Source organism: Arthrobacter oryzae, assembly GCF_037911235.1.
GTDB lineage: Bacteria > Actinomycetota > Actinomycetes > Actinomycetales > Micrococcaceae > Arthrobacter > Arthrobacter oryzae_E.
The window spans coordinates 271,339-297,760 of the sequence record NZ_JBBLYW010000065.1 but is presented as its reverse complement, the minus strand read 5'-3'; the positions used below and the strand labels follow the sequence as shown (position 1 = coordinate 297,760).

General features: G+C 64.8%; 30 protein-coding genes and 1 riboswitch. Of the genes, 19 read left to right on the top strand and 11 right to left on the bottom strand.

Annotated elements, in window-relative coordinates:
* The first annotated feature begins 194 nt into the window (after positions 1–194).
* The 7 genes from WMN78_RS18350 (at position 195) to nrdF (ending at position 8,157) form a co-directional block, all read left to right on the top strand.
* Entirely contained in the window at positions 195–1,580 is a 1,386-nt protein-coding gene (locus tag WMN78_RS18350) for an NAD(P)/FAD-dependent oxidoreductase (protein ID WP_340535167.1), read from the top strand.
* Positions 1,577–2,308 (top strand): DUF1365 domain-containing protein, encoded by a 732-nt coding sequence (locus WMN78_RS18345; RefSeq protein WP_340535166.1) that lies wholly within the window; start codon positions 1,577–1,579, stop codon positions 2,306–2,308. The genes WMN78_RS18350 and WMN78_RS18345 overlap by 4 nt, the downstream gene beginning before the upstream one ends.
* Positions 2,305–3,741: a class I SAM-dependent methyltransferase gene (locus WMN78_RS18340; protein WP_425341170.1), complete on the top strand. Its 1,437-nt coding sequence runs from the start codon at positions 2,305–2,307 to the stop codon at positions 3,739–3,741. The genes WMN78_RS18345 and WMN78_RS18340 overlap by 4 nt, the downstream gene beginning before the upstream one ends.
* A 405-nt stretch (positions 3,742–4,146) precedes the next feature.
* Complete coding sequence (gene nrdH, locus WMN78_RS18335) at positions 4,147–4,392, top strand: glutaredoxin-like protein NrdH (RefSeq protein ID WP_340535165.1); 246 nt, start codon at positions 4,147–4,149, stop codon at positions 4,390–4,392.
* Between the two features lie 111 nt (positions 4,393–4,503).
* Positions 4,504–4,932 carry a class Ib ribonucleoside-diphosphate reductase assembly flavoprotein NrdI gene (gene nrdI, locus WMN78_RS18330; protein ID WP_340535307.1) on the top strand — a complete coding sequence of 143 codons (429 nt, stop codon included), beginning with the start codon at positions 4,504–4,506 and terminating at the stop codon, positions 4,930–4,932.
* 2 nt (positions 4,933–4,934) lie between these two features.
* Positions 4,935–7,091 (top strand): class 1b ribonucleoside-diphosphate reductase subunit alpha, encoded by a 2,157-nt coding sequence (gene nrdE / locus WMN78_RS18325; RefSeq protein ID WP_340535305.1) that lies wholly within the window; start codon positions 4,935–4,937, stop codon positions 7,089–7,091.
* Between the two features lie 91 nt (positions 7,092–7,182).
* Positions 7,183–8,157, top strand: coding sequence for a class 1b ribonucleoside-diphosphate reductase subunit beta (gene nrdF / locus WMN78_RS18320; protein ID WP_340535164.1), 975 nt, complete (start codon positions 7,183–7,185; stop codon positions 8,155–8,157).
* A gap of 179 nt (positions 8,158–8,336) precedes the next feature.
* Here the strand turns inward: nrdF and WMN78_RS18315 are convergent, their stop codons facing one another.
* The 3 genes from WMN78_RS18315 to WMN78_RS18305 form a co-directional block, all read right to left on the bottom strand.
* Positions 8,337–9,974 (bottom strand): HNH endonuclease signature motif containing protein, encoded by a 1,638-nt coding sequence (locus WMN78_RS18315; protein WP_340535163.1) that lies wholly within the window; start codon positions 9,972–9,974, stop codon positions 8,337–8,339.
* A gap of 78 nt (positions 9,975–10,052) precedes the next feature.
* Positions 10,053–10,577: a DUF2087 domain-containing protein gene (locus tag WMN78_RS18310; protein ID WP_340535162.1), complete on the bottom strand. Its 525-nt coding sequence runs from the start codon at positions 10,575–10,577 to the stop codon at positions 10,053–10,055.
* A 60-nt stretch (positions 10,578–10,637) separates the two neighbouring features.
* Positions 10,638–11,036 carry a nuclear transport factor 2 family protein gene (locus WMN78_RS18305; protein WP_340535161.1) on the bottom strand — a complete coding sequence of 133 codons (399 nt, stop codon included), beginning with the start codon at positions 11,034–11,036 and terminating at the stop codon, positions 10,638–10,640.
* Positions 11,037–11,132: 96 nt separating this feature from the next.
* Between WMN78_RS18305 and WMN78_RS18300 the strand changes: the two genes are divergently transcribed.
* On the top strand, positions 11,133–11,744 hold the full coding sequence (locus tag WMN78_RS18300; RefSeq protein ID WP_340535160.1) for an RNA polymerase sigma factor: 612 nt from the start codon (positions 11,133–11,135) through the stop codon (positions 11,742–11,744).
* Complete coding sequence (locus WMN78_RS18295; RefSeq protein WP_340535159.1) at positions 11,741–12,745, top strand: CU044_5270 family protein; 1,005 nt, start codon at positions 11,741–11,743, stop codon at positions 12,743–12,745. The genes WMN78_RS18300 and WMN78_RS18295 overlap by 4 nt, the downstream gene beginning before the upstream one ends.
* A gap of 75 nt (positions 12,746–12,820) precedes the next feature.
* On the opposite strand, the gene WMN78_RS18290 is transcribed toward WMN78_RS18295, so the two are convergent.
* Entirely contained in the window at positions 12,821–13,228 is a 408-nt protein-coding gene (locus WMN78_RS18290) for a VOC family protein (protein WP_340535304.1), read from the bottom strand.
* Positions 13,229–13,465: 237 nt separating this feature from the next.
* Between WMN78_RS18290 and WMN78_RS18285 the strand changes: the two genes are divergently transcribed.
* Positions 13,466–14,176: a DUF998 domain-containing protein gene (locus WMN78_RS18285; RefSeq protein ID WP_340535158.1), complete on the top strand. Its 711-nt coding sequence runs from the start codon at positions 13,466–13,468 to the stop codon at positions 14,174–14,176.
* Positions 14,177–14,927: 751 nt separating this feature from the next.
* Here the strand turns inward: WMN78_RS18285 and WMN78_RS18280 are convergent.
* Positions 14,928–15,383, bottom strand: a complete 456-nt coding sequence (locus WMN78_RS18280) for a DUF5956 family protein (RefSeq protein WP_340535157.1) — start codon at positions 15,381–15,383, stop codon at positions 14,928–14,930.
* Positions 15,384–15,608: 225 nt separating this feature from the next.
* Between WMN78_RS18280 and WMN78_RS18275 the strand changes: the two genes are divergently transcribed.
* Positions 15,609–16,031, top strand: coding sequence for a hypothetical protein (locus WMN78_RS18275; protein ID WP_340535156.1), 423 nt, complete (start codon positions 15,609–15,611; stop codon positions 16,029–16,031).
* A gap of 14 nt (positions 16,032–16,045) precedes the next feature.
* Here WMN78_RS18275 and WMN78_RS18270 read toward each other — a convergent pair whose 3' ends face one another.
* Both WMN78_RS18270 and WMN78_RS18265 read right to left on the bottom strand, forming a co-directional pair.
* Positions 16,046–16,771 carry a maleylpyruvate isomerase family mycothiol-dependent enzyme gene (locus WMN78_RS18270; protein WP_340535155.1) on the bottom strand — a complete coding sequence of 242 codons (726 nt, stop codon included), beginning with the start codon at positions 16,769–16,771 and terminating at the stop codon, positions 16,046–16,048.
* 40 nt (positions 16,772–16,811) lie between these two features.
* Complete coding sequence (locus WMN78_RS18265) at positions 16,812–17,108, bottom strand: hypothetical protein (RefSeq protein WP_340535154.1); 297 nt, start codon at positions 17,106–17,108, stop codon at positions 16,812–16,814.
* Between the two features lie 263 nt (positions 17,109–17,371).
* Here WMN78_RS18265 and WMN78_RS18260 point away from each other — a divergent pair, with 263 nt between their 5' ends.
* From WMN78_RS18260 to WMN78_RS18240, 5 genes are read left to right on the top strand one after another with little or no spacing between them, the layout of a single operon-like run.
* Positions 17,372–18,193 carry an amino acid ABC transporter substrate-binding protein gene (locus WMN78_RS18260; RefSeq protein ID WP_340535153.1) on the top strand — a complete coding sequence of 274 codons (822 nt, stop codon included), beginning with the start codon at positions 17,372–17,374 and terminating at the stop codon, positions 18,191–18,193.
* Between the two features lie 36 nt (positions 18,194–18,229).
* Positions 18,230–18,895: an amino acid ABC transporter permease gene (locus WMN78_RS18255; protein ID WP_340535152.1), complete on the top strand. Its 666-nt coding sequence runs from the start codon at positions 18,230–18,232 to the stop codon at positions 18,893–18,895.
* Positions 18,882–19,682 (top strand): amino acid ABC transporter ATP-binding protein, encoded by an 801-nt coding sequence (locus WMN78_RS18250; protein WP_340535151.1) that lies wholly within the window; start codon positions 18,882–18,884, stop codon positions 19,680–19,682. Before WMN78_RS18255 ends, WMN78_RS18250 begins: the two co-directional genes overlap by 14 nt.
* Positions 19,683–19,711: 29 nt before the next feature.
* Positions 19,712–20,698, top strand: a complete 987-nt coding sequence (locus tag WMN78_RS18245) for a dienelactone hydrolase family protein (RefSeq protein WP_340535150.1) — start codon at positions 19,712–19,714, stop codon at positions 20,696–20,698.
* Positions 20,691–21,530: a CPBP family intramembrane glutamic endopeptidase gene (locus WMN78_RS18240; RefSeq protein ID WP_340535149.1), complete on the top strand. Its 840-nt coding sequence runs from the start codon at positions 20,691–20,693 to the stop codon at positions 21,528–21,530. Before WMN78_RS18245 ends, WMN78_RS18240 begins: the two co-directional genes overlap by 8 nt.
* Here the strand turns inward: WMN78_RS18240 and WMN78_RS18235 are convergent.
* Positions 21,426–22,457, bottom strand: a complete 1,032-nt coding sequence (locus WMN78_RS18235) for a ribonuclease Z (RefSeq protein WP_340535148.1) — start codon at positions 22,455–22,457, stop codon at positions 21,426–21,428. The genes WMN78_RS18240 and WMN78_RS18235 overlap by 105 nt on opposite strands.
* Positions 22,458–22,500: 43 nt before the next feature.
* Between WMN78_RS18235 and WMN78_RS18230 the strand changes: the two genes are divergently transcribed.
* Complete coding sequence (locus tag WMN78_RS18230; protein ID WP_340535147.1) at positions 22,501–23,019, top strand: DNA alkylation repair protein; 519 nt, start codon at positions 22,501–22,503, stop codon at positions 23,017–23,019.
* Here WMN78_RS18230 and WMN78_RS18225 read toward each other — a convergent pair.
* Positions 22,986–23,240, bottom strand: a complete 255-nt coding sequence (locus WMN78_RS18225) for a hypothetical protein (protein WP_340535146.1) — start codon at positions 23,238–23,240, stop codon at positions 22,986–22,988. The two genes, WMN78_RS18230 and WMN78_RS18225, sit on opposite strands and share 34 nt — an antisense overlap.
* 426 nt (positions 23,241–23,666) lie before the next feature.
* Positions 23,667–23,858: riboswitch (cyclic di-AMP (ydaO/yuaA leader) on the top strand.
* 3 nt (positions 23,859–23,861) lie between these two features.
* Between WMN78_RS18225 and WMN78_RS18220 the strand changes: the two genes are divergently transcribed.
* Complete coding sequence (locus WMN78_RS18220) at positions 23,862–24,632, top strand: NlpC/P60 family protein (RefSeq protein ID WP_340535145.1); 771 nt, start codon at positions 23,862–23,864, stop codon at positions 24,630–24,632.
* A gap of 120 nt (positions 24,633–24,752) precedes the next feature.
* Here the strand turns inward: WMN78_RS18220 and WMN78_RS18215 are convergent, their stop codons facing one another.
* Positions 24,753–25,343, bottom strand: a complete 591-nt coding sequence (locus tag WMN78_RS18215; protein ID WP_340535144.1) for a hypothetical protein — start codon at positions 25,341–25,343, stop codon at positions 24,753–24,755.
* Positions 25,344–25,547: 204 nt separating this feature from the next.
* Here WMN78_RS18215 and WMN78_RS18210 point away from each other — a divergent pair, with 204 nt between their 5' ends.
* Entirely contained in the window at positions 25,548–25,742 is a 195-nt protein-coding gene (locus tag WMN78_RS18210) for a DUF1918 domain-containing protein (protein WP_340535143.1), read from the top strand.
* An 87-nt stretch (positions 25,743–25,829) separates the two neighbouring features.
* Here the strand turns inward: WMN78_RS18210 and WMN78_RS18205 are convergent, their stop codons facing one another.
* Positions 25,830–26,207, bottom strand: a complete 378-nt coding sequence (locus tag WMN78_RS18205; protein WP_340535142.1) for a cupin domain-containing protein — start codon at positions 26,205–26,207, stop codon at positions 25,830–25,832.
* Positions 26,208–26,422 lie beyond the last annotated feature (215 nt).

Below are 26,422 nucleotides of genomic sequence, written 5' to 3'. Positions count from 1 at the left end.
CGGAAAATCCCGCTTCATTGTGGCATATCGCCGCGCGGCCCCGGAATGTCGCCATGGACGGGCCGCCCTCATGCAGGAGAATCGCGTCAAGGCGCCCGGCTGGAATTCATAGTCATCCGGGTGCCCTTCGGTGACGAATTGCCCATAAGACGATTCATCAGGACGATTCAGGCGAAGCCAACAGGAGCAGATCAGTGTCGCAAGCAGCAACGATTCCGGACGGCAGGCGGGTAGCCGTCATTGGCAGCGGCGTGGCAGGACTGACCGCGGCCTATGTCCTGAACCAGCGGGACAACGTCACCCTCTTCGAGGCGGATTCCCGGCTGGGCGGACATGCCCACACCCATGACGTGACGCAGGCGGAGGGGCCGACCCTTGGCGTGGACACGGGATTCATCGTGCACAACGAACGCACCTACCCCACGCTCCTGCGGCTCTTCGCGGAGCTGGGCGTTGAGACGCAGGACTCCGAAATGAGCATGTCGGTCCGCTGCGACGGTTGCGGCCTCGAATATGCCGGTGCCCGTGCCAAAGGCCGCGGCATCATTCCCCGGCCCTCCACCTTGCTGCGCGGCCGGTACCTTCTGATGCTGCTCGAAGTGACGCGCTTCCACCGCCGGGCGCGCGCCCTGCTGGCCGCGGCTGCACCTGCCGGGGGGTCCCAGGACGTGGCCGGCGTAGGCGAACCCGAGCTGACGCTGGGGGAGTTCCTTGCCCGGGAGAAATTCAGCAGCTACTTCATCTCGCACTTCATGACCCCCGTCGTGAGCGCCGTCTGGTCCTGCGACCCCGCCACGGCGCTTGCCTACCCGGCCCGCTATCTGTTCACCTTCCTGGCCCACCACGGCCTGCTGGGAGTGTCCGGCTCGCCGCAGTGGCGGACGGTCAAGGGGGGTTCCCGCACTTACGTGGATAAGCTCGCTGCGACGCTGCCGGACGTCCGGCTGTCCAGCCCGGTCACAGCGGTGCGCCGCCGTGCGGACGGCGTGGAACTGACCACACCGCAAGGTACGGAGACCTTCGACGCCGTCGTCATTGCCACGCACCCCGCACAGGCGCTGCACATGCTCGCCGATGCCTCCGCGGAGGAACGTGAGGCGCTCGGCGGGATGCCGTACTCGGTCAACCAGACACTGTTCCACCGCGACGACGCCGTCCTGCCCCGCAGCGCCAACGCGCAGGCGTCCTGGAACTACCGCCTGCCGTCCTGCGACGCACGCCCGGACACGGTGCTTGTCAGCTACGACATGACACGCCTGCAGCGCCTCAAGCCTGCCGACGGCGGCCGCTACATCGTGAGCCTGGGGGAGTCAGAACTCATCGCCGACGGAACCGTGCTGGACCGGATGGTCTACGAGCATCCGCAGTACACGCCCGGTTCGCTCCGGGCCCAGCAGCTGATCCTGGGCCTGGGGGACGGGCGCCTGGCCTTTGCCGGCGCCTACCACGGGTGGGGGTTCCACGAGGACGGGGCCCTCTCCGGAGTCAAAGCGGCCGCCCGGCTTGGCCGGGACTGGGAGCTACAGGCCGCACCGTCGCGTGCCGGTCTGCAGAGCGCCGCCGCGGAGGGCGCCGGATGAAAACGCAGGCTGCCATCTACCGCACCTCCATCGCACACGTACGGCGTACCCCCTTGCATAACGCGTTCACGTACCGGAGCTACAGCTGGTACGTCGACGTCGACCGGTTGCCGTCCCTGCCCCGGCTGCTCCGGCCGTTCGCGGATTTCCGCGCTTCGGACCACCTCGGCGACCCGGAAGGCTCGCTGCGCGGCAACGTGGAACGGTTCCTGCGGACCCGGGGGATAGAGCTCGACGGCGGGCGGATCACCATGCTGGCCAGTGCCCGGGTGTTGGGCCACGTATTCAACCCGCTCAGCCTGTTCTGGTGCCACGGTGCCGACGGCGGCCTGCGCTGCGTTGTCGCCGAGGTGCACAACACCTACGGTGAACGGCACTGCTATCTGCTCGAGACGGATCACGCCGGCCGGGCCAGTGTTCCCAAAGCGTTCTATGTTTCCCCGTTCAACGACGTCGAAGGCCAATACCGGATGAAACTCCCGGAACCGGGGGAGCGGCTGGCCGTATCGATCGTGCTGGAGCGCGAAGGGCAGAAGCCATTCATCGCCACCGTCGACGGCGAACGCCACGAGGCGTCCGTGCCGGCCATCCTCTCCGCCGCGCTCGCCGTCCCCCTGGCGCCGCTGCGTGTCGCCGCGCAGATCCGCTGGCAGGGCATCAAGCTGTGGGCACGCAGGCTGCCCATCATCAAAAGACCGCACCACCCCTCACAGGAGGCAGTACAGTGACCATCACCGAAGCTACCGGATCCGCTGCGGGCCAGCCTGCGAACTCGCGTCCCACCTCGGCCCGGACCGGCCACGCCGTCGACAGCGCCGTTCCCTACAGCACCGTTCCCTACAGCGTTCCGCGGCCCCCTGCCGTGATCGATGCCACCATCTGGCCCAGCATCGCCACCACGCCGGACAGCCTCAAGGCCCGGGTGGCGGGACGCATTGCGGACGCAATCTTCAAGGCCGCCGTGCGCACGCTTCCCCTTGAAGTCCGCTACCCGGACGGCACCGTCCTTGGAAAGGCAGCGACCGGCCCGGCAGCCGAGCCCGGCCATCCGTACCCGGTGATGACCCTGAACCGCCCCGAGGCTTTCGCTGCCCGGCTCGGTGACGGCGGACTGATCGGCCTGGGCGAGTCCTACATGGCCGGAGACTGGGACGCGGACGACCTCACCGCCGTCATGGAAGTCTTCGCGGCCAGGGTGGGGAGCCTCGTGCCCGAGCCGCTGCAGAAACTGCGCGCCCTCTACCTCCCGCGCCAGCCGCGCCGGGAACGCAACACCGAGCAGAACACCCGTTCCAACATCTCCCGGCACTACGACCTCTCCAACGAGCTCTTTTCCTCATTCCTGGACAGCACCATGACCTACTCCAGCGCGCTTTTCCCGGAGCGGGGCGAGGCGCTGCGGACCGTTGCCTGGGACGGACTCGCTGACGCGCAGCAGGCAAAGATCGACCGTCTGTTGGATAAAGCCGGCGTCGGCGAGGGAACGCGCGTGCTGGAAATCGGCACCGGCTGGGGCGAACTTGCCCTGCGTGCAGCTGCCAGGGGCGCCACGGTCTACTCGGTCACCCTGTCCAGCGAGCAGCAGGAGCTCGCCCGCCAGCGCGTGGCCGAGGCCGGCTACGCCGACGCCGTCACCATTGAACTCAAGGACTACCGCGCGGTGGAAGGGGAGTACGACGCCGTGGTCTCGGTGGAAATGATCGAGGCCGTCGGGTACGAATACTGGGCCACGTACTTCCAGACGATCGAGCGTGTCCTGGCTCCCGGCGGCAAAGTGGCCATCCAGGCCATCACCATCGCGCACGACCGGCTGATCGCCACCCGGACCAGCTACACGTGGGTGCACAAGTACATCTTCCCCGGCGGCGTCATTCCGTCTGTCCGCGCCATCGAGGAAATCACCGAGAAGCAGACGGGGCTCCGGGTCCGCGAACGCCTCGCCATGGGTGAACATTATGCGCAGACCCTGCGCCTCTGGGAGGAGCGCTTCATGTCCCGCGCCGACGAGGTGGCGGCCATGGGCTTCGACCCGGTCTTCCAGCGGATGTGGCTGTTCTACCTTTGCTACTCCAGGGCAGGCTTTGAGACGGGCTACCTTGACGTCCAGCAGATTGTCCTGGACCACGCGGCATCAAAGCGTTCGGCTGGCGGAGCCGCATAGTTCCGTTCGTCACATCGGGGCCCTGAATCAGTGTTCAGGGCCCCTTTTGTGTGCCCTCCGACACGCCCGTCGTATAGCGGCGACACGCCGTCTGCCAGGCGACACGCGGGGCGATTAATTGTGGCTAACTACTCCACAGGGTGTGGATTTCGTCCGTGAAAACAGCTGAAACACGGACATTTTTCACCTGCCGGCCTGTGGATTAACAGTGCATTAAATGACATACTTGTAATACATCATGTTGGGGTCCTCATCGGGGCCGTGCACTACATGTAGTATCGACATACAGATTGAGCGGGACGCAGGACCGGCATCGGATGAGGGGTTTCAGTTCCGGGCAGTGTCTACCGCAACGATGTACCAGAGACTTCAAAGCAGTGACTTCAACAAAAGGGGACAGGAACCATGACCGTTACGGTTTACACGAAGCCGGCCTGTGTTCAGTGCAACGCAACGTACCGCGCGCTGGACAAGAAGGGCATCACCTACCAGAGCGTCGACATCTCCCAGGACGCGGACGCCCTTGAGCGCCTGAAGGCCCTCGGCTACATGCAGGCCCCCGTTGTGGTCACGGACCAGGACCACTGGTCAGGCTTCCGCCCGGACAAGATCGAAGAGCTGGCGCTGAGCGCGGCCGTTTCCGTGGCCTAGGCTGCATCCGCCGCTACCGGCAAAGAACTTTACGTAGATGAGGTGACTCACATGGCAGCGCCGGCACTTGCCGATGCGCCGCTCGCAGCGGAGGCTGCGAAGACGACGCCCATGACCCGGACCACCAGTCACCTCATCTATTTTTCCTCGGCCTCCGAGAACACCCGGCGCTTCGTTGAGAAGCTGGGCCGGGATGCGGCCAGGATTCCGGTGCATCAGCGTGAAGCTGAGCTCGTGGCCTCCGAGCCCTTCGTGCTGGTGGTTCCCACCTACGGCGGGACCGGCGGAGAGGGCTCAGTGCCGAAACAGGTGATCCGGTTCCTCAACAACCCGCAGAACAGGGATCTGATCCGCGGGGTGATCGGCGCAGGAAACACGAATTTCGGGGACAACTACTGCATGGCGGGAGACATCATCGCCTTCAAATGCCAGATACCCCACCTCTACCGCTTCGAACTCATGGGGACGCCGGAAGACGTCCGCCTGGTAAATCAAGGATTGGACAAGTTTTGGACACTACTGTCGCAGACACAGAAGTAACCATGCCCGCCGTCGAGAAGACCGCAGAGAAGCCCGCACTGCCGGCCGCCTACAAGGGGCTGGGCTACCACGAGCTGAACGCCATGCTGAACCTGTACGGACCGAACGGCGAGATCCAGTTCGAAGCGGACCGCGAGGCCGCGCACCAGTACTTCCTGCAGCACGTGAACAACAACACCGTGTTCTTCCACGACCTGGAAGAGAAGCTCGACTACCTGGTGAAGAACCAGTACTACGAGCGCGAGACCCTCGATCAGTACACGATGAACTTCATCCGCGAGCTCTTCAACCGCGCGTATAAGAAGAAGTTCCGCTTCGAGACCTTCCTGGGCGCCTTCAAGTTCTACACGTCCTACACGCTGAAGACCTTTGACGGCAAGCGGTTCCTGGAGCGCTACGAGGACCGCGTGTGCATGGTTGCCCTGCATCTGGCCCGCGGCGACGAGCAGCTTGCCCTGCAGATGGTGGACGAGATCATCGAGGGCCGCTTCCAGCCGGCCACGCCCACGTTCCTGAACGCCGGCAAGAAGCAGCGCGGCGAGCTGGTCTCCTGCTTCCTGCTTCGCATCGAAGACAACATGGAGTCGATCGGCCGGTCCATCAACTCCGCCCTGCAGCTGTCCAAGCGCGGCGGCGGTGTGGCGTTCGCGCTGACCAACATCCGCGAAGTCGGCGCGCCGATCAAGCAGATCGAAAATCAGTCCTCCGGCGTCATCCCCGTGATGAAGCTCCTCGAGGACAGCTTCTCCTACGCCAACCAGCTCGGTGCCCGCCAGGGTGCAGGCGCCGTGTACCTGCACGCCCACCACCCGGACATCTACCGGTTCCTGGACACCAAGCGGGAAAACGCGGACGAAAAGATCCGCATCAAGACCCTCTCACTCGGCGTCGTGATCCCGGACATCACTTTTGAGCTGGCCAAGCGGGACGAGGACATGTACCTGTTCTCCCCGTACGACGTCGAACGCGTCTACGGCATGCCGTTCTCCGACGTCTCGGTCACCGAGAAGTACTACGAGATGGTGGACGATTCCCGGATCAAGAAGACCAAGATCAAGGCGCGCGAGTTCTTCCAGACCCTCGCCGAGATCCAGTTCGAGTCCGGCTACCCGTACATCATGTTCGAGGACACCGTAAACCGGGAAAACCCGATCGACGGCAAGATCATCATGTCCAACCTGTGCTCCGAGATCCTCCAGGTTTCGCAGCCCACGACCTACCACGATGACCTGTCCTACGACCAGACCGGCAAGGACATCTCCTGCAACCTGGGCTCGCTGAACATCGCGAAGACCATGGATTCGCCGGACTTCGGCCTGACCATCGAGACGGCCATCCGCTCCCTGTCGGCAGTGTCGGACATGTCCAACATCACCTCGGTGCCCTCCATTGCACGCGGCAACGACCAGAGCCACGCCATTGGCCTTGGCCAGATGAACCTGCACGGCTACCTGGCCCGCGAGCGGGTCCACTACGGTTCCGAAGAGGGCCTGGACTTCACCAACATCTACTTCTACTCGGTGGTGTACCACGCTGTCCGCGCCTCCAATAAGCTGGCCATCCAGACCGGGCAGACCTTCGGGGGCTTCGAGAGGTCCAAGTACGCCTCGGGCGAGTTCTTCGACAAGTACACGGAGCAGGAGTGGGTGCCGCAGACCGAGAAGGTCGCGGAGCTGTTCAAGAACATCCACATCCCCACCCAGGATGACTGGCGCGAGCTGAAGGCTTCCGTCATGGAGCACGGCATCTACAACCAGAACCTGCAGGCCGTACCGCCGACGGGCTCGATCAGCTACATCAACAACTCCACCTCCTCGATCCACCCGGTGGCGTCCAAGATCGAGATCCGCAAGGAAGGCAAGCTGGGCCGCGTGTACTACCCGGCGCCGTACCTGACGAACGACAACCTGGAGTACTACCAGGATGCGTACGAGATCGGCTACGAGAAGGTCATCGACACCTACGCCGCTGCCACGCAGCACGTGGACCAGGGCCTGTCCCTGACGCTGTTCTTCAAGGACACCGCCACCACGCGCGACATCAACAAGGCCCAGATCTACGCCTGGAAGAAGGGCATCAAGACCATCTACTACATCCGTCTCCGCCAGCTCGCGCTGGAAGGGACCGAGGTTGAGGGTTGCGTCAGCTGCATGCTGTAGCTTCAACCAAATCGTGAGAGTACGACGGCGGGCGCCCGCCCGCCGTCGTACGCTTTAACTTAGAGAAACCACCCAACGTTTAGGGGATGACATGACCGAGAAGGTCAAGCTGCTTAGCCACGTCGAGGCGATCAACTGGAACCGCATCCAGGACGACAAGGACGTGGATGTCTGGAACCGCCTGGTCAACAACTTCTGGCTGCCGGAGAAGGTGCCGCTGTCCAACGACGTGCAGTCGTGGGCGACGCTGACGCCGGACGAGCAGCAGCTCACCATGCGCGTGTTCACCGGCCTGACCCTGCTGGACACCATCCAGGGCACCGTCGGCGCGGTTTCCTTGATTCCGGACGCTCTCACCCCGCATGAAGAGGCTGTGTACACGAACATCGCGTTCATGGAGTCCGTGCACGCCAAGAGCTACTCCTCCATTTTCTCCACGCTGGCCTCCACCAAGGAGATCGACGAGGCGTTCCGCTGGTCCACCGAGAACGAGAACCTTCAGAAGAAGGCCCAGATCGTCATGGACTACTACCAGGGCGACGATCCGCTGAAGCGCAAGGTGGCCTCCACGCTGCTGGAGAGCTTCCTGTTCTACTCGGGCTTCTACCTGCCGATGTACTGGTCCTCACGGGCCAAACTGACGAACACGGCCGACCTGATCCGCCTCATCATCCGCGATGAGGCCGTGCACGGCTACTACATCGGCTACAAGTTCCAGAAGGGCCTGGAGAGGGTCTCCGAAGAGAAGCGCCAGGAGATCAAGGACTACACGTTCGAGCTGCTCTTCGAGCTGTACGAGAACGAAGTCCAGTACACGCACGACCTCTATGACTCCGTCGGCCTGGCCGAGGACGTCAAGAAGTTCCTGCACTACAACGCCAACAAGGCGCTGATGAACCTGGGCTACGAGGCCATGTTCCCGGCTTCCGTCACCGACGTGAACCCGGCCATCCTCTCGGCCCTGTCGCCAAACGCTGACGAGAACCACGACTTCTTCTCGGGTTCGGGTTCGTCTTATGTCATTGGCAAGGCTGTCAATACTGAAGATGAGGACTGGGACTTCTAGTCTTCTCAGGCCATCCGTCGTCAACTCACCCCTCTCACGCACGAGCGCGGGAGGGTTGAGTTGATTAATCATCGTGTCAGGATCGCGCTGAGGGATGGGTCCCGACCACGATCGATTCGCCCTGCGGTGGCCATCCCGTTTGCCCTTCGTCCAGCCTTTTTTGAACATCCGTATATTGATCAGACGCTTTGAAGCATGAACGCTTCCGGGAGGAAGTCGTCCAGGGGTGCCTGCAAGGGCGGGCCGTCAACGTCCGCGGAGGGAAATCGATGCCCCGGTAAGAAATGGTGCCAGTCCGGGAAGGGGTCCGGGGGTAGCTCCGGTTCGGGGTAGGGCCCTGGATCTGCGGGCGGTCCCAGGTCCGGGTATGCGTCTTCGATCACGATGTGGTCTGGCCGGTGGGGTGGTTCCCAGTCCTGGTGCTCGCTGGGGTAGTGCCGGCCTGACGGGGATGTCCACCCCGGCGGGTGGTCCTTGCTGGCTCCGGTTGGTGTCCAGGCGGACCTGTGTTTGAGGCGGTGGTGTCTGGGGCAGGGTTGCCCCAAATTGGTGATGCCGGTGGTCCCTCCGTCGGCCCAGGCCAGGAGGTGGTCTGCTTCGTTGTCCAGTGAGTGGTTGTTGCAGCCGGGGAAGGGGCATTTCCCGTCGCGAAGTCGAAGCCATTGCCGCTGGGCCTTGGTGACGCGGTAGCTTGTCCGTCCGATTTCCAATGGTGCCCCGTCACGTGGGTCAACCAGGACGCGGTAGAAAGAGTCGGCGCCGTCGGCGATCAGCCGGCGGGCCATGGACGTTGGGATCGGCCCGTACCCGTCCAGGATGGCTGGTTCATCCGTGGCACCCAAGAGGGACAGCACCGGGACGGTGATCAGGACCTGCGCCCGCGGCGACGGGACGCCTCCTGCTGTATCCCCGTCCGCGCCCGTTCCGCCGTCGGCCCTGCCGGAGGTGCCTGTGACGCCGGTGGTGTCGGTGAGCAGCCAGGTGGCGGCGACATCGGCGCGGAGCTGGGTGAGGGTCCGTGCTTCGTCCGGGTGTTGGAGGGCGCGGGCGGCGGAGGTGGTCCGCTCCCAGATCCCTGCGGCGGTGTCGGCCGGGAGGTAGGCGGAGAGCCAGGCCATGCCATCACGGTCCGGGGCGTACTCCACGCGCCGGTCCGCGAGGCTGCGGCGGTGGCGTTTTTCGATGTTGACCGGGTGGTGGCGTTCCCGCCAAATGCGGGCTTTGGCACGGAAGCGGCCCGGGGCGAGGTCCCCGGCCGGGCACCCGCGGGCAAGGTTTGGGGCATCGGGGTCCAGGAAGTGCGCTTCCAGCGCGGCCGCCCCGGCCCGGTCCAGGCCCGCGGTTTCATCGACCACGATCCGGGCGTGCTGCCAAGAGATCGTCCCGGCCTGCAGGGCAGCCATGGTGAGCGGCAGCGCCGTGGTCAGGGCCAGAGAATCGGACAGCAGGGCACCGGCGGTGCGTTCGCTTATGGTCAAGACACAGGCGACCTCGGCGACTATGGCCATTTCCCGGGCGGTGCAGTCCTGCGGGGATGCCGCTGGTGATGCCAACGACCTGCTTGCCTCCACGTATTCGGCAGTTAGCCTCACCTTCAGGGCGGCAGTCCGGGCTTCGTGCCGGGCCAATTCGGCCAGGGCGTCCAGGCAGTCATCCGCTAGACCCCGCAGCGGATCGGCATCCGGCGGCAGGCCGCCGTCGGGCACTTCAGCGTTGTGCCCGCCGGCGCCGAGAAACCCCGCCAGCACGGCAGCGGACTTGGAGACGGCCGCCATGGCCTCCCTGCTCTCCGCACTCCAAGCTGCGCTGCTGTCCATACCCACAGCATCTCAGGGGGCTCTGACATTCTTTGATGCAGTTGCTGGAATCGGCGGTTCCTCCGGCCGCATGGGGCACTATGTCTCTTTCGGCCGGGAATATGAGGATCCGGAGCGGGTCCGTTCCAGCAGGCCGAAGTCGACCAGGTAGCGACGAAGTAACACGACGTCGTCGGTATAACTGAGGAGCCGTTCATTGACCTGCTTTTCCGTGAGGTCCTCGTCGGCTTTTATGGCATCACTGACGATCCAGGCCAGGAGCTCCCGTCGCTCCGTCTTGTTGGCCGGATACCTGTCGATCCTGCCCAAGCGCATGAACCGGGCCACGCCCTCCTGCGGCTGCCGCCGGGGTTGCTGCGTGAGAAGATCACGGAAGACCGCCTCGGACGCCACCAGTTCGCCGGCGGCGTTCCGGTCAACGAGCCCGGACTCCAGTAGGGCGTCGACGGCACGGTTTCGTCGGTGATCCTTTAGACCAGCGACCGCTTCGGGGAGTTTGGCACCGAGCACTATCCGGGCGTAAGCGGTCCGCGTGTCGTTGTTGGCGAGGGCAGCCATAACTCGCCGCCAGTGCGGGCCGCTATACCTCGTTCGTCCGGTCACAGCCTTCTCCTCACCCTGTGTGCAGGCAGCGGTCCAAGGCAACAAAGAAACACGTCGTCGTCAATCGGTCACGGTATCGGCGTGCCGATGCGCCACCTTCCATTCGCCGTCTTCGCGGCGATAGACCTGGGTGGCGCGCAGGGTGTAGCTGCGCGGCTGACCGTCGACGGAGGTCGATATATGCTCCAGGCCGGCGGTGTAGGCCATGGCACCGACCACGTCATAGGCCTGCAGCTCGAAAATGTAGGACGTGCAGTTGGAGAAGGCCCTCTCGAGGACAGCGAAGGCCTCGTCGACCTCCTGCTGCCCAAATGCATTCCGCCACGCGCCCAGAATGCTCACAGGCTCGTGGCGGGACCAAAGCGCCCGGCGCGGCGCCGAGTCGCCGTCATGAAGCGCGACTTCCGCCTGGCGCAGCGAAGACTTGACCCAGGCTATGAAGTCGTCGGCGTCGCTCATACTTCAGTATGGCTCTGGCTCAGAGCGTTGCACAGGGCCGCCGAAATTGGTCGGCTGAATCATGGAACCGGTGCGGAGGACCGGACACTATGAGGTATGGGCGAAGAATCGGGTGTCTCGGACGAGGTGTTGTGGTGCCAGGTTGTCAACGGGGACGGGGACGCGTTCGGTATCCTTTTCGACCGCCACCATGACCGGGTCTGGCGCCACGCACTCAAAGTGCTGGGCCTGCCGCACGTGGCTGAGGACGTCACCGCCGTCGTATTCTTCGAAGCGTGGCGCCGGCGGGCCAATGTCCGGATGGTGAATGACTCGATACTGCCCTGGCTGCTGGTCACGACGAACAACACCCTTCGAAACCACGTCCGCCAGCAACGCCGCTACAGGCACTTCCTTGGCCAACTTCCGCCGCCCGCGGATGCAACCGACATTGCCGACGACATTGCCGAAGCCGACGAAGCCCGTTTCAAAACCTCTGCCCTCCGGCAAGCGTTCACTCAACTAAAGCCACAAGAGCGCGATGTGTTGACCTTGTGCGTCATCGAAGGTTTGGGAGCCAAAGAGGCCGGTGCGGCCCTCGGCGTCGCGGACGGAACCGTGAAATCACGCCTGCACCGGGCCAAATCCAGGCTCGGGACCCTGTACAGCCGAGTAGTGCATGAACAAGAGCCTGACGCTCAGGCAATTCTTGGACGGAGAACATCATGAACACATCCCAGTTCCAGGACGACAGGCGTGAAGCTCTGCGCAGGCAGCTCGTGGAGCTGCCAACCCTGGCCGGCGCAGAGGATCCAGTCAGGTATCGGCCCGGGAAGAATACGCACGGTCGCGGCCCCCGGAGCCGCCACAACAATGATTCCCTGGTGGCACTGAAACCCGGCACCCCGGCCCGCCCCCGCCCAACCCGACGGGTCCTGCTCACAGCAGCGGCCGTAACCGTCGGTGCGCTGGCTGTGGGTCAGATAGGCATCACGGCGCAAAGCGCGCACGCAGCAGGCGTCCTGCGTGCAGTGGCGGACCAGTCCATGAGCTTCGTCGATCCCGTACCAGCCCCGGGCCAATACCTGCTGGTCCACACGCACGCCAACTGGCTCGTCTCCGGAGTCGATCAAGCGGGAAATATGAAAAACAGCATGAACGTCCAGACCATCGACGTTTACCGTCCAGGCAATCCCGACGAGGACTGGGTGCTCGAGCGCGACTGGGGCGACGCCCACCCGGTGCCCATGGAAATAGAGGTCATCCGTGCCAAGGACGGATACTTCTATGGCGGCCCATGGACCCTGATGACCGACGCTGAGCTGGACGCCCTGCCCCGTGACGGGCAGGCGTTATACGACCACTTCGACTCCCAATACCAGGGAGGATCAGCCTCACGGGATGAGAACAACTTCGTCCGCATCACCGACATCCTGAGGATGGGACTCATACCTGCTGACCTGCGTGCAGGTCTCTACGAGGCACTGGCCCTGATTCCCGGTGTCACCGCCAGCGAACAAGCCAACTTCGACGGCAAGGTCGGCCTTGCAATCGGACGGACAGAACCCCTGCGCGCCGGCCAAAGGGCAGAAATGATCATCGATCCCGATACCGGGCAGGTCATCGGCGAACGAACCATCATGACCTACGCAGCCTTCGGCTTCGGCTCGAATGAAGTGGTCGGCCACACGGCCGTCGACTACCGAATCGTTGACTCAGCACCCCGATAAGACTTTCTCGGTCCCATCACCTAGAGGCCAGGAACCGCCCAGCACCAACCTCGAGACGAGACAGCAGCCGAGCCGTCACTGGATGCAGAACTCGTTCCCCTCGGGGTCGAGCATCGAGATGTGCCAGCCGTCATGGCCGTCGAATACCCCGACGAGCGTGGCCCCGGCCTCAACGCAGCGATCAACGTGGGCAAGGGCCAGGAGGCGTCCGTCCGCCTTCGACTCGGCGCCCTCGGTGACATTGATGTCCAAGTGCACGCGGTTCTTTGCCGTCTTCCCCTCGGGGACCGGCTGAAAGAACAGGCGGGGTCCCAGCCCGGCAGGGTCAATGACAGCTCCATGCCAAAGCTCCTTCGGGATGCCTTGTGCCACGGCAAATTCCAGCCAGCTGGCAAATCCCTCCGGCGGCGGCTGGAGGCAGTAGTTCAGGGCCACCGCCCAGAACCGAGTCATCGCCTGGATGTCATGGCAGTCAAAGGTCACTTGGAACGAGTAGGACACAGAGCCGCCTTTCGTTTCGGCTGCAACAACTATGCCACCGAACTCAAACTGGCCGCCCGGGCCGCGCAGCCCAAAGTGAGTCAATTCCCTCAAATCCGAACGGCGCCTGCAAACTTCTGACAGTGATGGTCGACAGTGAGCCGCCGTGGGACCTTCGTCCCTTGTGCGGGCTCTGTCAGCGGCGGGAAGCTTGATCTCCGGGACAGGGGGAGGTGTGCCATGGCGACACGCATGCGTGCAGGGCCCTGGGCGCAGGCCGTCCAGCGAGCCTGGCACGGGCAGAAGCTGCGGGACCTGCTGGTGGTCTCCGGCATTGCCGCGGTGATGGTTTACGCAATCGGCGACCTGGTGTCGGGTTTGTTTTACGACGGCTACAGTTTCAGAGACCAGGCGATCAGCGAGTTGTCCGCTTACGGCTCGCCGGTGCGGCCTCTGGCGGTATCGTGGATCGCCCTGCACAACCTGCTCGGGATCGCGTTCGCCGGGGGTATCTGGCGGTCGGCAGAGGGAAACAGGGCGTTGCGGTGGACAGCGGGCCTGTCGCTCGCCAACGGCGTGGTCACTGCACCGCTGCACCCCTTCTTCCCCATGAGCTCGCGCGGGATGGAGCCCGGCTTCAACGACACGATGCACCTCGTCGTGACAATGGTGTTCGGCCTGCTCGTGTTCGCCGCGGTGGCCACCTCGGCCGTCGCGCTCCGGGGGTGGTTCCGGCTCTACGCGATCGCATCTCTGGCGGTCATCATGACGTTTGGCGGGCTGACGGGGCCCCTCATGAGTGGCCTCGCGAACAACCTGCCCACGCCCTGGCTCGGCGCGTTCGAGCGCGTCAACGCCTACGTCACCTTCGCCTGGATGGTGGTGCTGGCCCTCGTCTTGCTGCGCCGCAACGCCGATCGGCGGCGTTCCGCTGACGCTGGTAGCAGCTGACGTCTGATCGTCACCCCTCTGATGCCGATCAGATCTAATGGGTCTCATATGGCGTCCGGAAGAGAGTGACTCCCCACTCAGAGTTGTGCAGCGCGATGCCGGCATTCTTTTCCACAAACTGGAGCGGCTCTTGGACATACTTTGCCATCCGCTTCTGTTCCTGGTCCCACGGGAAAGCGCAGGTCCCGACAGAACTTTCCATGGTCGCCGGATCAGGCGTGATTGTTTGGCCGACAATGTTGACCCGGAGAGCATAGGACGCGCACGGGATCCGTACGGTCATCCAGGGCCTGCCGCCCACGCTGCCAAACCTTACGGCGTAGTCACCAGAGCTCACCCCCTGACTCCTGGGCACGGTGGCGGGGATCAGGGAACCCGACGTGAAGTACTGGCACTCCAGCACTCCGCTGGGCCGAGCGTCCTTTGGCCCTTGACCTAAACAGTCATCGTCACCCTGGCTGGCAGGGGCAGGTGGCGCCGTCGGAACAGGCGCGAGAGTCATACCCGGCGACAGTACGGCGGCCGAAGAGGAGGCGGTTGTGGTGGCAGCCGGTTCGTCGATTGGTTGGCCCGCTCCGGTTGGGGACGGCGCCGGTCCACACGCCGCCGTCACGGTGGCTAGGGCGAGGCAGGCCACCGAAAGCAGCGCTCCGCTGCAAACTCCATTACGAGTGATTCCCCCAGACGCAGCCATGAAGCGAACACTACGTGTTCGCGGGCTGTTCTTACAGCACCGCTTTCCAAACCTCGGTCAAAATCCACCGACATACATGCGGGTCAGTACCTCTCTTACGGGGTCTTTCATTGTTGAGGGACGCACTGCATCATCAGGTACTGCGGCGGTGGTAGCGGCCCAAACAGAGCTCCAGAAGGCGTCCGCTCCCAGCCCTGTGTCCGGGGGACGGATGAACCAGTCATAGCCCCTGGGCCTGGGAGGGAGCTCGGCGTCGGCGAGGTAAGTGTCGATGTCGTCGTCGATCGACTGCAGGTCGGCTTCCGTGAGCACGAACGGGGCACGGCGTTCGCTGCCGTCCGGAAACTTCTGGACGATGATGCCGTGGCGATCACGGTCAGCGAGAGGGACCCTCACAAAGTTGCCTTGCCCTGCTGCCCACAGCACCAGGGCGCCCCAACCATTTTCTGTTGCGAGGATCCAACCGGCGGGTGCTTCGGTGAGTTCCGGCGATGCCCAAGGGTCCGTGTTCATACCCGACATTCTCCATCGCGGAAGGCAGTCAGGAAATCCCACCCGGAAGCCTTGTACCGGGCCGCACGCACGACTCCGTAGAGCGCATAAAAGAACATGACCGCGTTAATGAGGGACAAGATAATCGAGTTTATAAGGCCGGCATCCATGGCGCGAGCCTATATTCCGGCAACCGCTAGGGTAGTTAGGCCACCGAAACGCGACGGGAAGATCTAGGCTCGCACCATGAAGCCTCGCGGGTTACTGCTGGTTGCTCTCGGCGTCGGCGCCGCCGTCGTGGCGTTGGCACTGCTGCTGTTCAGCCGGACGGGGGACCGGGTGTGCCCGGCCATCGGATACGCGTACGTGGGCCCGGTGGAACTCCAGTTTTCCCATGAGCCGTCGTCGGTCGCAGCCTGCTTCGAGGAAGACTGCACTCCAGCGACGGTGGCCAAAAGCCCCGACGGCAAGTGGATGGTGCCCCAGGCAGCCCCCTACCTCGTCCCACCCGCCAGCGTAACGACCATCTACCTTGAAGCGGCGCTCTCCTCGGGCTACCGCATTGCCCGCACTTTTCCCATCGAAACGGAGCCCACCGGCGAGTATCCCTATGGCCGGGAGTGTGGAGGTCCGTACAGGTTCACGCCGGTGCAGGTGCCGCTCGGTTAAGTGGATGAAGTGCCTCACGGTGTCAGCGGGCCCCCGAGGACACGAAGGGCCAGGGCTGCGTCACCTTCGATGATGGCGGTGGCTTTGAGGTTGGACCGGCCCCAGAGGCCCAGGTACATGTCCGTCAACGGCGCTGTGATCGACGCCGCCGCGGGCCCGGGGCCAACCGTCCAGCTGCCTGCGGACAAGCTGCCCGCGGACAAGCCGCCTGAGGCCGGAACATGGAATGACACGGCCTTCTCCGGTTGCTGCATCCGCTCCAGCCGCAGCTGGCGCGGCGTGAACATGGTCAGGACCTCGTCGACGCCATCGAGCATGAAGTCCGTTCCGAGATCCGGCGCCGCCCGCCCGGATGCCTGGCTGGCGTCGATGAGGTGGATGGCGTGTTCGTGCGCCTGCCGTCGGAGCCAGAAACCCGCCGTGCGCGGCGGCGGTCCGAAGTTCCAGCACGGTGCGCCGGGATCAAGGGCCGCCATCGTCTCGAAGAAGGCGGTTGAGCCATCGACAAACCAGGCGGCGGCGCCGCTGGCAGGAGGGGCCGGCTCCTCGACGTACGTCCCGCCCAGAACCACGGCGGCCGCCCAGCGTTCGATGGAGCCGAGATGCCCGAACAGCTGCTCGAGTGTCCACTCCGGGCAGGCCGGGACGGAACGGGACAGCACGTCGTCGGACTGGCGGGCGAGCGCAGTGAGGCTGTCGAGTGAGCTGGCCAGTGCGGCAAGGTAGCGTTCGGGCGACATGGGATGAGCCTAACGCGGGCATCGAGCCCATCCCGGACGGTTACGAACGTGAACGGGCTGCTTCTGAAGCCCGGTCGATCCGCACGTCAAAGTCCAGGCCGATGCGGTTTCCCGCGAGGCGGCCGAGGAGATATGTGCGCAGCGCATCGTTAGTGGCGGTGTGCGCGCTGTGGATGGCTTCACCGCTGAGCAGGGCGTATGAATCGCCGACGTGGAAGACCGTCAGGAAGCAGTCCTCAAGTTCGTCCGTCCGCAGGTTGCGGACGATGTCCCGGAAGCTGCCCTCTGAGCCGCTCCTAGGCATGGTTGTCACCGAAAAGGTCACTGTGCTTGGCATTTTCGCTGGTCCTTTGTAGCGTCCAGCCGGGAAGCTCCCCCCGGCATCTATGACAGGCTAGCCGCTGCGGCGTGCAGGCATAACCCTTACCGGGGAGTAAGTTGAGGATTTCATGAATTCGGCAACTGGCGGGCGCGTCCGCCCGTGACGGGAGCAAACAAGAGGCTGTATTCCCCGAAGCCGGAACTTGCTATCGTCGGGAGTGGACTGCCGGCGTGCGGTGCAGCTGGCGAGCCCTTCCGGCTACAGGACGAAGGTTCATCATGAAGCACACACGTCTTTCCGCAATCGGCCTCATTGCCGCCGCAGCACTCGCCCTTACCGGCTGCGGGTCCGGGTCCACCACGCCGTCCGGCTCGGCACCGGCGGGCGGCACGGATACCTCCCTCACTGATGTCAAGAGTGCAGGCGAGCTTGAAATCGGCACGGAGGGCACGTACAAACCCTTCTCGTTCCACGCCGACGGCAGCGGCGAACTGACCGGGTACGACGTCGAGATCATCACCGCCGTCGCCGGGAAGCTCGGGGTGAAACCTTCCTTCCAGGAAACCCAGTTCGACGCCATCTTCGCGGGCCTTGAGGCCAAGAGGTTCGACGTCGTGGCTAACCAGGTCTCGATCACCGACGAACGTAAGGCGAAGTATGAATTCTCGGAGCCGTACACGGTAAGCACCGGCGTCATCGTCACCAAGGCCGACGACAGCAGCGTCACCTCCTTTGAGGGCCTCAAGGGCAAGACCACCGCGCAGTCGCTGACAAGCAACTGGTACAAACTGGCGCAGGAGAGCGGCGCCAATGTTGAGGCCGTGGAGGGCTGGGCGCAGGCGGTAACCCTGCTCAAGCAGGGACGCGTTGACGCCACCATCAACGACAAGCTGACGTACCTGGACTATCAGAAGACCGCGAAGGACAACGAGATCAAGATCGCCGCCGAGACGACGGACAAGTCGCTCAGCGCCCTTGCCTTCCGCAAGGGATCGACCAGCCTGGCCGATGCCGTGGACAAGGCCCTCAGCGAGCTGCAGACCGACGGCACCCTGGCCAAGATCTCCCAGAAATACTTTGACGCGGACGTCACGAAGTAACCACGTGAAGGCGGACGTCGAACGCAGCTTCAGAGCATGACTATAAATTGGGACCTTGTCTGGAGCTCACTGGGGCCCATCCTCATTGGCGCCGTTTCCGGCACGATTCCGCTGGCACTGGCGTCCTTCGGTCTCGGACTCCTGCTGGCCCTGCTGGTCGCCCTCATGAGGCTCAGCCGGAACCCCGTCTTTTCCGTCGTTGCGCGAATGTACATATCGGTCATCCGCGGCACACCCTTGCTGGTCCAGCTGTTCGTCATCTTCTACGGGCTTCCGTCGATCGGCGTCACCATCAGTCCGTGGCCCAGCGCCATTATCGCCTTCTCCCTGAACGTGGGCGGCTACGCGGCAGAGGTCATCCGGGCGGCCATCCTGTCCGTTCCCAAAGGACAATGGGAGGCAGGCCATACGATCGGCATGTCCCGCCACCAGTCCCTGGTGCGGATCATCCTGCCGCAGGCCGCGCGCGTCTCGGTCCCGCCCCTGTCCAACACCTTCATCAGCCTGGTCAAGGACACATCGCTCGCTTCCCTGATCCTGGTCACCGAGCTGTTCCGCCAGGCGCAACAGGTGGCGGCCTTCAGCCAGGAATTCATGCTCCTGTACCTGGAGGTAGCGGTCATCTACTGGATCATTTGCCTGGCCCTCGCCGGCGTCCAGTCCGTCCTGGAGAAGAGATTGGACCGCTATGTCGCCCACTGAATCGTCGCCCACTGAATCCGGACACCCCGACGACGCAGCACTGCTCGCCGTGCGCGGGCTGCGCAAGGCGTTCGGCAGCCATGAAGTGCTGAAATCCGTGGACGTGGACGTCCGCCGGGGCGAAGTTGTGGCCCTGATCGGGCCGTCGGGGTCCGGCAAGACGACGGTCCTGCGGTGCCTCAACGGACTTGAAATACCCGACGACGGCGTGGTGGACTTCGCGGGCCAGCCCGCCGTCGACTTTTCCGCACCGGTGAGCAAGAAGCAGCTGGCCGCCTTAAGGGACCGCAGCGCCATGGTGTTCCAGCACTACAACCTCTTCCCGCACAAGACTGTGCTCGAGAACATCATCGAAGGCCCCGTCCAGGTGCAGAAACGGCCCAAAGCCGAGGCGATCGCTGAGGCCAGGGACCTTTTGGCCCGCGTCGGGCTGTCAGCCAAGGAAAAAAGCTACCCGTTCGAGCTCTCCGGCGGCCAGCAGCAGCGTGTCGGCATCGTGCGTGCGCTGGCCCTTCGGCCGCAGCTCCTGCTTTTTGATGAGCCGACGTCGGCCCTGGACCCTGAGCTGGTGGGGGACGTCCTGACCGTGATCAAGGAGTTGGCGGACGAAGGCTGGACCATGGTGGTGGTCACCCACGAGCTGGCGTTCGCCCGGCAGGTGGCCGACGAAGTCATCTTCATGGACGGCGGCGTCGTCGTCGAACGCGGCCATCCCGACACCGTGCTGCGCGACCCGCGGGAGGAGCGCACCCGGCAGTTCGTGGACCGGCTGCTGAACCCGTTCTAGGCTATTGAGTAAACGGCAGGAGGCCCGCCATGACCCAGCAGCTTGGCAAGTTCGAGAAATACCTGATTGAGGAATTCTTCGACGATTACCGTGCCGGTGCCATGAGCCAGCACACGTTCACCCGCCGGGTTGCGTTCATCACCGGCAGCATGGCCGCCGCCGCGGCGGCCATGGCTCTGGTCGGCTGCACTCCGCAGGAACTGCCGCGCAGCACCGACCCGATGCCGACGCCCACCCCGTCTGGGTCTTCGGCCGGCACTGCTTCCGGCACTGCTTCCGCTGGCGCAGTACCCGGTGCCAAGAGTCCCCTCTCCGTTCCCGAGGGGGCAGCCGGCCTGGTAACCGCAACGGTACAGTTTCCGTCGAACGGCACCGACATCACCGCTTATCTCGCCCGCCCGGAGGGGGACAAAGCCGGCCCGGCAGTCCTCATCTGCCATGAGAACCGCGGGCTGACGCCTCACATCCAGGACGTGGCGCGACGCTTCGTCAAAGCCGGCTATGCAGCCCTGGCGCTGGACCTGCTGAGCAGGGAGGGCGGAACCGCAAGCCTGGACAGGGACGCCGTCCCTGGTGCGCTGACTCAGGCCGGAGCGCAGCGCCACGTCGCGGATTTCTCGGCAGCTTACGACTACCTGAACTCACAGGCCTTCGTCGACTCCGGGCGGATTGCCATGACGGGCTACTGCTTTGGCGGGGGCATCACCTGGCAGGCGGCGACGGAACTGTCCGGGCTGAAGGCAACCTCGGCTTTCTACGGACCCGCCCCCGACCTGGACAAGGTCCCCGCCATCAAGCCGGCCGTTTTCGGCGTCTACGCCGAACTCGACGACCGGATCACCGGCTCGATGCCCGCCCTCCGGGACGCCCTTGCGGCCACTGACGTCCGCCACGAGCTCAAGGTGTATCCCGGCGTCGACCACGCGTTCCACAACGACACCGGCGAGCGCTATAGCGAGACGCAGGCCACCGCTGCCTGGAACGACACGCTGGATTGGTTCGGCAAGTATGTCTAGTCGCGCGCCCGGAGCCGGCTCCGGAGCAGGGGTCAGCGTCCGCAATGCCGTTTCGCTGAAACTGCTTCCCGCGGCACTCGTGTCGCTCTCCGGCTTTGTCCTTTTCGTCCCGGAGGAGCGAATCCCCGGGTACGGCCTGCTGGCCGTGGCGCTGACACTGGCAGGATTCATCGACCGGGCACTCCTGCGCGATCTGGCCCTGATCGCCGCCGGGCTCGTGGCCATCAGCCTTGTTCCGATCACCACCGACATCAGCACCGGGCACATGCTCGTCATGGGCACGGCGATGATCTTCGCCGTGGGTGTTCCCTACGCTGTGTCGCGGTTTGCCTTCAAGGACCATGCGGTCAGGTTTCCCGTGCTGACCGGACACCCGTGGACACGGGCAGAGAAATGGTACCTGGCCGCCGTCGTGGTCATGGGCTACGCGGTGCTCCCGGCCTACATGGTCAATACCGGCGTTTACAACAACTGGCCCGCGGTGTCGGATCCCGAAGGAATCTTCCGCCTCTTCCTGGGCACCAATGCGCTGGGAATCTGGGACGAGCTCTTCTTTATCTGCACGGTCTTTGCGCTCCTGCGCCGGCACCTGCCGCTCGCACAGGCCAACGTGCTGCAGGCCGTCCTCTTCACCTCGTTCCTCTGGGAGCTGGGCTTCCACGCCTGGGCGCCGGTGTTCATTTTTCCCTTCGCCCTGCTCCAGGCCTTCATCTTCACGCGGACAAAGTCACTGTCCTACATCGTGGCCGTCCACCTGCTGTTCGACTTCGTGCTGTTCCTGGTCCTGCTTCACGCCCACAACCGCGCCTGGATCGACATCTTCGTCTACTGACGTCGGACCGACCGGCGGCCAAACCCCGCCGGGCGACCCGTAATCCCGCTGCCGCCCGGGTAGCGGAATCCGGTCCAGGTCCTGCGCAGCCACGACGGCGGCCCCGCCGGAACGGGCGACCGCCTGCTCGGCCAGGGCGCCGACGTCCCCGTACCGTGACGAGAAATGGGTGAGGACGAGCGTCCCGGCGCGGGCAGCGGATGCCAGCGCGCCCGCCTGCCCGGCCGTGAGGTGAAGGTACCGGGCAGCCAGCCCGGCGTCGTCGTCGCTGAACGTCGACTCCGCCACGAGGAGGTCCACGCCGTCGGCCAGTTCACCTGCGCCGCGGCACTCCGCGGTGTCCATGACGAACGCGAAGCTCTGTCCCGGGCGCGGAACGCTCACGTCCTCCAGCCGGACGCCGCCCAGGTTCCCCTCCCGCTGCAGCCGTGCGATGTCCGGTCCGGCAATCCCTGCCGCTGCGAGGCGGCCAGGCAGGAGCGTGCGGCCTTCCGGCTCCACCAGCCGGTAGCCGAACGTCTCGATGCGGTGCCGCAGCGGCCGCACCTCCAGGCCGGGCGCGATCTGCCCCGGACCGGAGTGGGGGTGCAAGCGCAGGTCGAGGCCGGGGGAGGCGAGGGACACGAGGGCACGGACCACCTCCCCGCCGGAGGCCGGGAAATGCAGGTCCACCGGATGCTGCACGCCGTCGAGGACTATGCGCGACAGTACGCCCGGAAGCCCGAAGCAGTGGTCCCCGTGAACATGGGTAAGGCAGATCCGCGTGATCTGGCTGGCTGAAACGCCGGCGTGGATCATCTGCCGCTGGGTGCCTTCGCCCGGATCGAAGAGCAGGCCCTCGCCGTCCCAGCGAAGCAGGTACCCGTTGTGGTTTCGGGTCCGCGTGGGAACCTGCGAGGCGGTTCCGAGGACGACCAGTTCACGCATGGGACTGAGTGTCTCACGTTGAATCGTGCGACAGAATGGACGGGTGACTGCCGCCTGTGACTTCGTGGATGCCGCGCTGCAGCGCGAGGGCTCCTGGCTCAGGGCGGAAGAGGCGCAGGCCCGGCTGGGCGAGCGGCATCAGTACTACGGCGCGTCCGTGGGTGCGGTGCGGGGAACCGTCCGCGACATGCTGCGCCGCCACCGTGACCTTGTCCACGATGACATCACGGCCCTCAGCTCCGAGCTTTGGTCGGTCCCCGTCTTCGAACGGCGCCTGGCCGCGGTGGTGCTGCTGCAGTCGCGGGTGGCCCTGCTCAACAACTCCGACCTCACCCGGATCGAGGGCTTTATACGGGAGGCGCGGCTGGGTGAGCTGGTGGACCCGCTGGCTGCCGACGTCGTCCGTCCCTTAACCGCAGGGCTCGAAGGGCAGGCGAGCGCACGGGCGGACGTTGTGCTGGAGCGCTGGGCGAGGGATCCCGATCCGTGGCTGAGGCGCGCAGCTGTCCTGTCGCGGGCGCCAGCCACTCAGCCGCCGGCCCGCCGCTCCACCACCCCGTAGGCCCTGCCTTCCAGGAACTCCCAGTCGGTGACCACCATGAATCCGAGGGCGCTGACCCGGTCGTTGAGGACCAGGACGTCAAAGCCGCCGTCCCGCGGCTCCGCGTCCCACGTGGCTACATGGAGTTCCTTGCCCTCAATGATCAGGAGCTCCGTGTTGACGTCGAAATCCTCCTGCGGCTGCTCGCTCAGCTGGCAGATGGCCACACAGTAGTGTTTCACCTACGTCGTCCTCTTCATTCCCGCGCACCCCTGGACGTGCCCGCCCCTCGAAACACGGTTCTGGCAGCAAGCAGCAGCGCCCCAAGGACCGCCGTCCGGCGCCGGCCGCGCCAGCCCCCGGGGGAGGGCTCAGGGAGGTCAGCCACATGGCGTGCGCGTTTGCGGACAGGGTGATTCGACCAACGCATGATGCCTCCCAGCGTGTGAGTCCCCCCGCAAGAACATGCACGTAGACTACGCCTCGCGGCGTCCGGGCAAAACACTCGGATCCTACGGACGGTACACCCGAGTACAGCTCCGCTACCGGCAGGTGCGGCCGGGACGTTGCGCCCGGCGGCGCTGTTAGCCCAATGTGACATGCGGTGCGCGCCCCGCGTACGGTGGAACGGTGCCCGTTGTCCCAGATACCGGCACTCCCGGGCGGATTGCCTAACCCTGCCGCGGTCCGGGATCCAATCGAAAAATCATCCGGCAGGGACGGGGAAACCACTTTTGACCTGTCTTTGTGCAGGTCTTCGGGGTGAAGCCGCACGCTTTCCGCAGCGCGGAAGGCAACTGCGGCCGGGTGTCTCCCATCCGAATCCGACAGCTAACCTCGCAGGCATCGGGAGAGGTCACTTCATGTCTTCACGCAATCTGCCCGCCCATCACCGGTCAACCGCGCCAGCGGGGCGCTCCGGTTCCACATCCGCCGGCCGCAGGAGCGGGGTGGGCCGCCAAGCTGCGGTCCTGGCGGCCGCTTCGGGCCTGGTCCTTTCCGGCGGCGGGGCTGCCCAGGCGGCCGAAGCCCCCGCGGAACGTGACTCCGCCCCGGCGTCCTCCCTCGACGCCAAGGCCCAGGTGGGAGCACCCCTCAGCGCGGACTCCCATGTCAAGATCAGCTTCGAGCGGCCGGATGTCAGCACCACGCCCGCTCCGGTGGAGGTGCCGGTCGAACAGCCCGCTCCGGTGGAGGCGGCTGCTCCGGCGGAGGCCGCTCCCGCGCCGGTTGCTCCGGCACCGGCTGCGCCCGCGGTTTCCGTCCAGGTCCAGGCGGCTACCCCTGCCCCTGCGCCGGCCCCTGCCGCCGGCGGTACCAATGCCGCCATGGTCTCTGCTGCATACGCGCAACTGGGAATCACCCAGGACTGCACTGCCATGGTGGAAAAGGCCCTCGGTTCAGCGGGCATTCCCGTGGGCGACCTGGGTCCGATGCAGTTCATGAATTACGGCTCAGTGGTGGGCGAACCCCAGCCCGGCGACATGGTGGTGCAGTCCGGCCACGTGGGCATCTACATTGGTGACGGCCAGGTGATCAGCGGCGGAATGAACGGTGTCAACGCCACGGTCACGCACCCGCTGTCCTGGCTCACGGCCACCGGCGGCGTGACGTTCGTCCGGGCCGGAGCCTAGCCTTCACGCCCTGGCCGGTGATCAGCTGCCTTGGGGGCAGAGGGTCGCCGGCCTTCGCGTGGGCTTTTTATCGTGAAGCGACCCGGCGCTGCAAGCGGGTAGCTTGACGGCCGGGTAGCTTCAGGGCGGAGTTATGGCGAGCTGGGCCGTGCTCTCGCCTTGCGCAAATTTGATGCGCAGAATTGCTTCGCGCGTGTCCGCGGGAAGGATGAAGCGGACGTCGCCCGACTTGCTTGAATCGCCTGCCACCAGCTCGTTCAGTCCGGAATCGGGGGAATGGTTGATTCCGTCCGCGTTCAGCCTGAACGTTGAGTCCCAGAAGTTGATGTCATACCTGCCGTGGTTGGTGCATCTGAGCGTGAACGTCAGTGCGATCCTGCCGGACACGTCGGGGCGCACGCCGGCTCCAAGAATCTCATATTCAACGTCGGCTGCCCTGAACTTGCGCTCGACCGGCAAGGCTACCGTCCACCCTGCGCTGTTGCCGGTGGCGGCCGGGGCGCCGGTCGGTGGGACCGTGCCGCCCGGTTGTGCTGAGCCGGCGGCAGTGGAGGATGCGCTCGCCGTCGAAGCGGCCGGCCGGCCGGCGTCGAACATCCCGAGTTGCCCCAGCCCAAGCAGCAGCCCCGTAACAGCGGTAATCACCGCAGCAGCGGCAGTCAGCAGACCGGGCAGCGTAGCCCACCAGCTGGTGGGTTTTTCGTCCGCCATGGCAGTTCCCCCTCAGACTCAGGAGCAGGGACAGGATGAGTACTATCCCCATGTTCCTGCCAAGCGCCCGCTCGCACCAGATGCCAGGGGATGCCCGAAGAAACCGATCCGAGCCGCGGCCCGGCCCGCTCGACCTACTAGTGCGGAACGGCCCTGTTGTCCCCGGGCCGACACTCGTACTCTGGTGTCTTGGAGGTGATTGCCATGAAGGCAGCCCAGGGAGACCGGATCACTATCCGGGGCAAGACGGTTGGATCCTCGGAGCGGCACGGCCAGATCATTGAGGTCCACGGCGCTGACGGGGCGCCGCCGTACGTGGTGCGTTTCGACGATGGTCATGAAACCACCGTGATACCAGGCGGTGATTTCGTCATTGACAGGATCCACCCGCCGCAGTGACGTGAGCAGGACAGCAAACCGGGCCCTGTCCCGAGGGGGACAGGGCCCGGTGGCTGTTTCGACGGCGGCACGTGGTGCCGCACCCGGCTATTCGGGGGCCTTGGCGAAGACGGCGGCGCTGACGAACTCAATCCCGGTGAAAGGTTCCCCTCCTTCGACCCATGCGTCATGCCCTGGCGGGATGCTGTACGAATGACCTGAGGCAATGTTGATCTGGCTGCCGTCAGTGGTCTGGACGGTGAGCCTGCCGGAAACGCAGTAACCAACATGGCTGAGCTGACAGGAATCGGTCTTTGCCACCGGCTTGATGCATTCGGACCACCGCCAGCCGGGCTCGAAGGTGAATCGTCCGATGGTGTACGCGTCCACGGAGACAAGATCCACCTCCGTCTTGTCGGGACGGCGCTTTTCGTCGGGAGTATCGTGGGACTTCACAGCGAGCTGAGCGACAACGTTCGTGGTCATGGCTCTCTCCATCAATCAATATTGCGGATGGGACTGCCCGGGCCCGCCAACGGCAGCCGGACAGCGGAGTCGGTTCGCTTAGCCGGTATCAGCGGAGCGCACCGATAGAACAAACGCTTACGGTGCTCAGCTTCCTCCGATCGGGATTCCTTGTCGAGACCCGGCAACCGGCCGCATGGGCCCGTTCCTGTGGAGAGCCCATCCCCGTGGAGAGC